At 74.1% G+C, this 7,470-nt stretch carries 4 protein-coding genes and 1 pseudogene; 1 reads left to right on the forward strand and 4 read right to left on the reverse strand.

Translation table 11 applies throughout. The features are described from left to right. The 4 genes from DZG00_RS10090 to DZG00_RS10105 all read right to left on the reverse strand — a co-directional run. Positions 1-1,779: glycoside hydrolase family 127 protein (locus DZG00_RS10090; protein ID WP_119455586.1), on the reverse strand; the 1,779-nt coding region annotated here is incomplete at its 3' end. A 388-nt stretch (positions 1,780-2,167) separates the two neighbouring features. Beyond that, positions 2,168-4,063: a DNA helicase RecQ gene (recQ, locus tag DZG00_RS10095; protein WP_119382462.1), complete on the reverse strand. Its 1,896-nt coding sequence runs from the start codon at positions 4,061-4,063 to the stop codon at positions 2,168-2,170. 112 nt (positions 4,064-4,175) lie between these two features. Further along, positions 4,176-4,577 carry a thioredoxin gene (gene trxA, locus DZG00_RS10100; RefSeq protein WP_012037481.1) on the reverse strand — a complete coding sequence of 134 codons (402 nt, stop codon included), beginning with the start codon at positions 4,575-4,577 and terminating at the stop codon, positions 4,176-4,178. Positions 4,578-4,662: 85 nt separating this feature from the next. Continuing rightward, positions 4,663-6,828, reverse strand: a complete 2,166-nt coding sequence (locus DZG00_RS10105; RefSeq protein WP_119455587.1) for an ExeM/NucH family extracellular endonuclease — start codon at positions 6,826-6,828, stop codon at positions 4,663-4,665. A 300-nt stretch (positions 6,829-7,128) separates the two neighbouring features. On the opposite strand from DZG00_RS10105, the pseudogene DZG00_RS10110 reads away from it, so the two are divergent. After that, positions 7,129-7,470: pseudogene (locus DZG00_RS10110) on the forward strand (sugar phosphate isomerase/epimerase family protein); the annotation flags it as partial.

Raw genomic sequence — 7,470 nt, forward strand, 5'->3', positions numbered from 1 at the left:
CCACGGCGCGGCGAGCGGGAGCGGGACGGGCCGCGCCGCCGCCAGGTCGCGCGGGTCGAGGAGCAGGTCGTCGACGGGCGCGTCGGCGTCCTCCTGCTCGACCGCGAACACGATCGGGCCCCGGGCCACCGCGCGGGTGCCGCGCGTGGCGTCGAGGTGCGGGTGGGATCCGAGGGCCCGCACGGGCATGTCCAGCTCGACCACGAGCGCGTCGCCGGCGGCCCAGGCTCGGGTGGCGCGGATCCACCGGTCGGCACCCAGCGCGTCGAGCTCGGTGGCCGCGCGGTCGGCGCCCTGCACGGAGGCGGTCGCGGCACGGCACCAGCCCGGGCGGCGGATCACGATGCCGCTCTCGGCGCCCGACGCGCGCAGCACCTCCACGCGCACGGAGCCGTCCCACGGGTACGCGGTCGTGACGCGGACGTCGATCGCCTCGGTGCGGATCACGCACGCGGTCGGGTGCGCGATCACGAGGTCGTCGCCGTCCTGCACCGCCACGTGATCCTGCAGCTCGCTCATCCAGCGCACGATGTTCGGCGGGCAGCACGGGCACGTGAACCACGGGCGGCGCATCAGCTCGCCCTCGGTCTCGGCGCCCGACTGCGCGTGGTGGTCGGGGCGACGCTGGAGCGGGTTGTCGTAGAAGAAGCCCGCGCCGTCGGCGGACAGGCCCACCGCGTAGGCGTTCAGCAGCACGGTCTCGTAGGTGTCGAGGAAGCGGGGCTCGCCGGTCGCGAGGAAGAGGCGCCAGGCCCACTGCATCACGGCGATGGCCGCGCAGGTCTCGCTGTAGGAGCGCTCGCTCGGCAGCTCGTACGCGTCGCCGATGGCCTCGTCCGAGTGGCGGCTGCCGAGCCCGCCCGTCACGTAGAGGCGGGTGCGCACGGCGTCGTCGAACAGGCGGACCGAGGCGGCGAGCAGACCGGCGTCGCCCGTCTCGACGGCCACGTCGGTCGCGCCCGCGGCGAGGTACGCCATGCGGACGGCGTGGCCCGTGACCGCCGGCATCTCGCGGAAGGGGTGCGCGTCCTGGAAGTACTCGGCCGGGAAGATCCGCGTCGCCACCGTGCCGTGCCCGCGCCGGTCGACGAACGCGGAGGCGAGGTCGAGGTACGCGCGCTCCCCCGTCTCCCGGTAGAGCTCGACGAGCGCCATCTCGACCTCGGGATGGCCGCAGACCTCGGAGCGCCCGCCCGGGCCGAACGCGCGGACCGCGGCGTCGGCGAAGCGGCGGGCCACGGCGAGGAGCCGGCCGTCGCCGCCCTGGCGGGAGTCGGCCACGGCGGCCTGGATCAGGTGCCCGAGGTTGTAGAGCTCGTGGCCCCAGGCGAGGTCGGACCAGGGCTCGCGGTCGGATCCGGGGCGCTGCACGTACGAGCCGATGTAGCCGTCATCCGCCTGCACGCGCTCCAGCACGTCCGTGGCCTCGTCGAGGTAGGCGCGCATCTCCGGGCTCGCGGCGCCGCGGCCGACCTCGTAGGCGATGCCCTCGAGCGTCTTGTAGACGTCGGTGTCGAGGAACGGGTAGCGCGGGACCGGCCGCTCCCCCGGACCGTCGACGGCGGCTCGGAGGTCGTCGAGGTTGCCGGCGGCGGTCATCGACGCGATGGCGTGCGGGATGGTGCGGGCCCGGTTGCGCTCCTGCCAGGCGGCGAGCAGGCCGCCATCCAGGGTGACGGCCGAGGCACCCAGCGGGCGGCGGGATCCGGTGGTGGGGAGGACGGCGGGACGGCGCTCGCCCCCGCGGACGGCATCCGCGTCTGCTCCGATCACTGCCATGGCGCTCCCTCGTCCAGCCTCGGGTGGCCGGTGGTAGGTGACATATTACAAATACGCCATGCGGTGTTGGCAATGCCGATGAAGCGTTTGCGGCCTCCCGTTACACGCTGTTTACATGCGGGCTCGATCACCGGCTCGTGCCCCTGCCGCTCCGCTACCACGCGACGGCGGCTCCCCACAGCCCGCGTGGACCGGGTGGCCGGACCAGTACGATCGTGGGCAACGGCGACAGCTCTTCGGGTGAGCTGTCCCGCCAGCGCCGGGCCGGTCTTCGGGTAAAAGTCGGCCGCGCGCGCGGCTCGGTCCCGCAGCCCTCGAGGCTCGGGACCGGGTCTCTCCTCGGATCCTGCCCGGTGCCGGCTCCGGTCGGCGGCCCCCGGAAGCGCCGCTAGTCGGCTGCGCCCGGGTCGGCGGAACCGGCCGCGACGACCGCGAGCAGGCTCTCGCCGTACGTGTCGAGCTTCTTCTGGCCGACGCCCGTGATCCCCGCCAGCTGGCCGAGGTCATGCGGGCGCACCGTGGCGACCTCGCGCAGCGTGACGTCGGCGAACACGACGTACGCCGGCACGCCCTGCTCCTTCGCCTGCTCCGAGCGCCACGCGCGGAGCGCCTCGAAGAGGCCCTGCGCCTCCTCGGGGAGGTCTACGACCTGGCCGCCCTTGCTGCGTGTGGTGCGGGTGCCGCGACCGCGCACGATGCGCTCGGGCTCCCGGCGCATGGGCACCTGGCGGGATCCGGTGAGCACATCCCCGCTTCCCGGGGTGATGACGAGGGTGCCGTAGCCGTCGTCGCTCACGCCGAGGAGGCCCTGCGCGAGCAGCTGGCGGACGACGCCGCGCCACTGGACGTCGGTGAGCTCGCCGCCGATGCCGAAGGTGGCGAGCTGGTCGTGCCCCTGCTGGCGCACGCGATCGGTCTCGTTGCCGAGCAGGATGTCGATGAGGTGCGCGGCGCCGAAGCGCTGGTTCCGCTCGCGCTGCAGCCGCACGATCGTCGACAGCAGCTTCTGCGACGGCACCGTGGCGTCCCACGTCTCGACGGGCTCGAGGCACGTGTCGCAGTTGCCGCAGGCCTGCGTCTCCTCGCCGAAGTAGCGGAGGAGCTGCACGCGCCGGCAGCCGACGGTCTCGCAGAGCGCGAGCATCGCGTCGAGGTGCTGCGAGAGCCGGCGGCGGTGCTGCGCGTCGCCCTCGGACTGGTCGATCATGCGGCGCTGCTGCACCACGTCCTGGAGGCCGTAGGCGAGCCAGGCGGTGGACGGCAGGCCGTCGCGGCCCGCGCGACCCGTCTCCTGGTAGTAGCCCTCGATGGACTTCGGCAGGTCGACGTGGGCGACGAAGCGCACGTCCGGCTTGTCGATGCCCATGCCGAACGCGATGGTGGCGCACATGACGATGCCGTCCTCGCGGAGGAAGCGCGCCTGGTTGCGCTGGCGGACGGCCGCGTCGAGGCCCGCGTGGTACGGCAGCGCCGTGATCCCCTGCTTGTTCAGCGCCTCCGCGGTCTGCTCCACGGTCTTCCGGCTCAGGCAGTAGACGATGCCGGCGTCGCCCGCGTGCTCGTTCTTGATCAGGTCCACCAGCTGCTTGCGCGGCTCGGCCTTGGGCACGATGCGGTAGCGGATGTTCGGCCGGTCGAACGAGGAGACGAAGTGGCGCGCGTCCTGGAGGCCGAGGCGCGCGGTGATGTCGGCGTGGGTGGCCTCGTTGGCGGTGGCGGTGAGCGCGATGCGCGGCACGTCCGGCCAGCGCTCCTGGAGCATGGACAGCGCGAGGTAGTCCTTGCGGAAGTCGTGGCCCCACTGGGAGACGCAGTGCGCCTCGTCGATGGCGAAGAGGGCCACGTGCGCCTCGTCGAGCAGGCGGCCCATGCGGCCGAGGATGAGGCGCTCGGGCGCGAGGTAGAGCAGGTCGAGGTCGCCGTCGAGCAGGGCGCGCTCCACCTCGCGGCTCGTCTCGAGGTCCTGCGTGGAGTTGAGGAACGCGGCGCGGACGCCGACGGCGCGCAGCGCGTCGACCTGGTCCTGCATGAGCGCGATGAGCGGCGAGATGACGACGCCGGTGCCCTCGCGCACGAGGCTCGGGATCTGGTAGCAGAGCGACTTGCCGCCGCCCGTGGGCATGAGCACGAGCGCGTCGCCGCCGCCGATGACGTGCTCGACGATCTCCTGCTGGTCGCCGCGGAAGGCGTCGTACCCGAAGACCGTGCCGAGGCGCTCGAGGGCGGGGGCCAGGGCGCCTGCGGAGGGGGCCGTGCCGGCCGGGGCGGGAGGGGTGGAGGTCATCGGGGCAATCGTATCCGTGGGGCGCTCGGCGGACGGCGGCGGTGCGGGCCGTGGGGACGCGGACGGCCCCTCCCGGATGGGGAGGGGCCGCACGGTGCGGTTCAGCCGCGGATCAGATCGCGGTGGGGTCGGCGCTCGCGCCGGGCGTGGCCTGCGCGGCCTCGGCGGCGGCCTGCTCCTTGAGGGCGGCCACGTCGACGGCGCGGACCTCCTCGATGAGCGACTCGAGCGCCGGGGCGGGCAGGGCGCCGGCCTGGCTGAAGATGAGCGTCTGGTCCTTGAAGATCATGAGCGTCGGGATGGCGGAGATGTTCGCCTGCTGCGCGAGGAACTGCTGCGCCTCGGTGTCGACCTTGCCGTGGACGATGTCGGCGTGCTTCTCGCTCGACTTGTCGAAGACGGGGGCGAACTGCTTGCAGGGGCCGCACCAGTCGGCCCAGAAGTCGACGACGACGATGCCGTTGGAGTCGACGATGCTCTCGAAGTTCTCGGCGGTCAGCTCGGTGGTGGCCATGGTGCGTCCTCTTCTCGTGCTCGGTTCGTGCGGTCTCGGGGTGCAACCGGGCGGATCCCCCGCGCATTCCACGCGGGGCGGCCGGCTACCAGACGAGGACGATCGACGGCCAGACGGTGTTCGCCCCGCGCGCCCCCGTGTCGCCGTCGTAGGTCGCGGTGATGAGGTGGATGCCGCGGGAGAGCCGCGGCAGCGTGACGGTCGCGCGGCCGGCGTCGTCGGCCGTGACGTCGACGGAGGTGATCGCGCGGCCCCGGTCGAGGATCCGCACGCGGCCGGCCGCGGGAGCACCGCCCGCCTGGAGCTGCACGGAGTACTCCACCGGCTGCCCGCTGCGGACGAGCAGCCGGTCGGCGTACCCGACGAGCGTCGACGCGTCGCGCACGGTGTCGAGGCCGACCTTCACGGGGTCGTGGTCGCTGGAGCGGAAGGCGCTGGATCCGTCGGTCGCGGCCCCGCCGTACTCGCGCGCCGCCCACTCGGGCGCGTTGACGTCCCAGACGCCCACGCCCGTCACGCGCTCGGCGCCGGCGCGGGTGGCGAGGACGTGGTCGAGGGATCCGACCTCGCCGTCGAAGGAGTACGTGCGCTCGCCGGGCGCCCTCGCGGCCACGAGGTCGACGAAGCCGGCGTCGCGGAGGACCTGGATCGGGTCCTCCTCGGAGTAGGCGTTGAAGTCGCCGAGCAGGTAGAGGAGGTCGGATCCGCTCGACGCCTGCAGCTCGCCCGCGAAGCGCGCGACGGCCTGCGCCTGGGCGACCCGGTCGGCGTTGAAGAAGCCCTGGCCGTCGGCCGGCTGCGTGCCGGATCCGGACTTCGACTTGAGGTGGTTCGCGACCACGGTGAAGGTCTGGTCGCCGCCGCGGAAGGACTGGGCGATCGGCTCTCGGGCGTTGCCCCAGACGGTCTCGTCGATCTGGGTGGCCGCCTCGCCGACGGGCGTCACCGCGTCCGTGCGGTAGATGATCGCGTTCTGGATCTCGTCGGTCGGCGTCGACGCGAGCGCGGCGGGCGTGCGCACGTAGTCCCACGCGCGGGATCCGGCGGCGTCGTTGAGGCCGCGCACGAGGTCGGCGGTCGCGGTGTCCGCAGGCTCGCCGAACCTCGTGGAGTTCTCGATCTCCATGAGGGTCACGACCTGCGCGTCGAGCCCCGTGATCGCCGTGACGATCTTGGCGCGCTGCCGCTGGAACTCGTCCGCCGTCGCAGCGCCGCGCTCGCCGAGCGTCGTGAAGTAGTTGAGGACGTTGAACCCGGCGATGCGGACGTCGCCGCCGACCTCGGGCGAGGAGGCCGGCCGCGGGTTCCCGCTCCGGAATGTCGGCACCCGGCCGGCCGCGTCGAGCGAGGTGACGGGCGTCGTGGGCTGGAGCCGCCAGTCGTCGAAGCCGTAGGCGAGCACGTACGGGGTGGCCGGGAAGACCGGCACGTCGCCGTTCCGGACCACGCGGTCGGCCGTGTAGTAGGGCTGCGTCGCGCCCGCGGGATACGCGGCGTTCGACAGCTGGATGTTGTAGCCGTCGTCGAGGAGGAGCCGGCGCGCGCGGTTGTCGGCGGCGATCCGGTCGGCCTCCGCGCCCGGCCGCACGACGTCGGTGGCCTTGACGGGCAGGTCGGCGCCGGCGCTCAGCCAGAGCGTGCCGAAGGTGTCGAGCTGGTGGGCGGATCCCACGCGGTAGTCGCCCGTGGGCGTCACGAGCATGCTCTCGAGCGACTCGCGGTCGGCGCCGCGGAGGGCGTCGGGCAGCGCGGTCGCGGCGGGCGCGCCGACGCCGGCCTGCACCAGGTCGGTCGCGGTCGCGGCGACCTGGGTCTGCCCCTGGCGCTCGGACGCGGCGCCCGTGACGCGCACGAGGTCGCCGATCGCGACGGCAGGGTCCGCGCTCGCGAGGTAGACGAAGATCCCGTCGGAGGCGCCGGGCGTCGCGTCGGTCGCGCCCCCGGAGCCCGGGGTCTGGATCACGATCCCGGCGTACCCGCTCGCGCCGCGGTAGTCCGCCGTGACGACGCCCTCGACCGTGACGACGCGGCCGGCGAACGGGGTCGCGCTGCCGGTGCCCTGCACGTCGGCGATGGAGACGGTGGCCGCCTGGGCCTCGGCGGGCGACGCGACGAGCGCGGAGAGGCCGAGCGCCAGGGCGGTCGCCACGGCGAGCGGCCGGGCCACGCGGCGTGGAGCCCCGGCGCGGCGCCCCGGCGACGCGGCGATGGATCCGGATCCCGGTGCGGGTGCGGTCTGGCTGTCGTGCATGGCGTCGTCCCCCTCGGCGTCGCGTGTTCCCCCGCGTGGGGGATCACCCGTCGAGCGTAGGGCGGGCGCGAGCCAGGGAGGGGGGCCGCACCCGGATCGTCACCGGCTCGTCATGCGATCGTCGCGGCGCTCCCCCTCGGGGGCGCGCCTGAGGATGGCGGCGGACCAGGCCCACGTACTATCGTCAGGACAAACATCCCGCTCGACGGCCCGAGGAGCAGTGCGACGCCGCATGGTCCAGACCCGCACCACCCCCGCATCCCGCGCCGCCGCGACGGCTCACCCGGACGGATCCGCCGCGTGAGGGCCACCGTCGCCGGCGCGCCCGTGAGCTTCGGCGTGTTCGAGCTGACGCCCGAGGGTGCCGAGGTCGTGACGCCCGACGACATGGTCGAGGCGCTCGCGGAGACGGGCTACGCGGGGATCGACCTCGGGCCCGTCGGCTACGTCGGCCGCGGGCGCGAGCTGCGCGACCGGCTCGCCGGCGCGGGCCTCGAGCTCGCGGGCGGGTGGATCCAGCTGCCGCTCTCCGACGACGACGCGTTCGAGGCGGCGCTGCCCGAGCTGCGCGCGTCGCTGCGCGTCTTCCAGGAGGCGGCCGAGGCGGGTCCCGCGCGCCTGCCGCTGCCGACGCTCGCCGAC

Origin of the sequence: Clavibacter lycopersici (assembly GCF_003576405.1) — a bacterium.
Lineage (GTDB): Bacteria > Actinomycetota > Actinomycetes > Actinomycetales > Microbacteriaceae > Clavibacter > Clavibacter lycopersici.

Coding starts and splice junctions, on each gene's coding strand:
- recQ (WP_119382462.1), bottom strand. CDS start 4,063: ATGACCTCCACCCCTCCCGCCCCGGCCGGCACGGCCCCCTCCGCAGGC.
- trxA (WP_012037481.1), bottom strand. CDS start 4,577: ATGGCCACCACCGAGCTGACCGCCGAGAACTTCGAGAGCATCGTCGAC.
- DZG00_RS10105 (WP_119455587.1), bottom strand. CDS start 6,828: ATGCACGACAGCCAGACCGCACCCGCACCGGGATCCGGATCCATCGCC.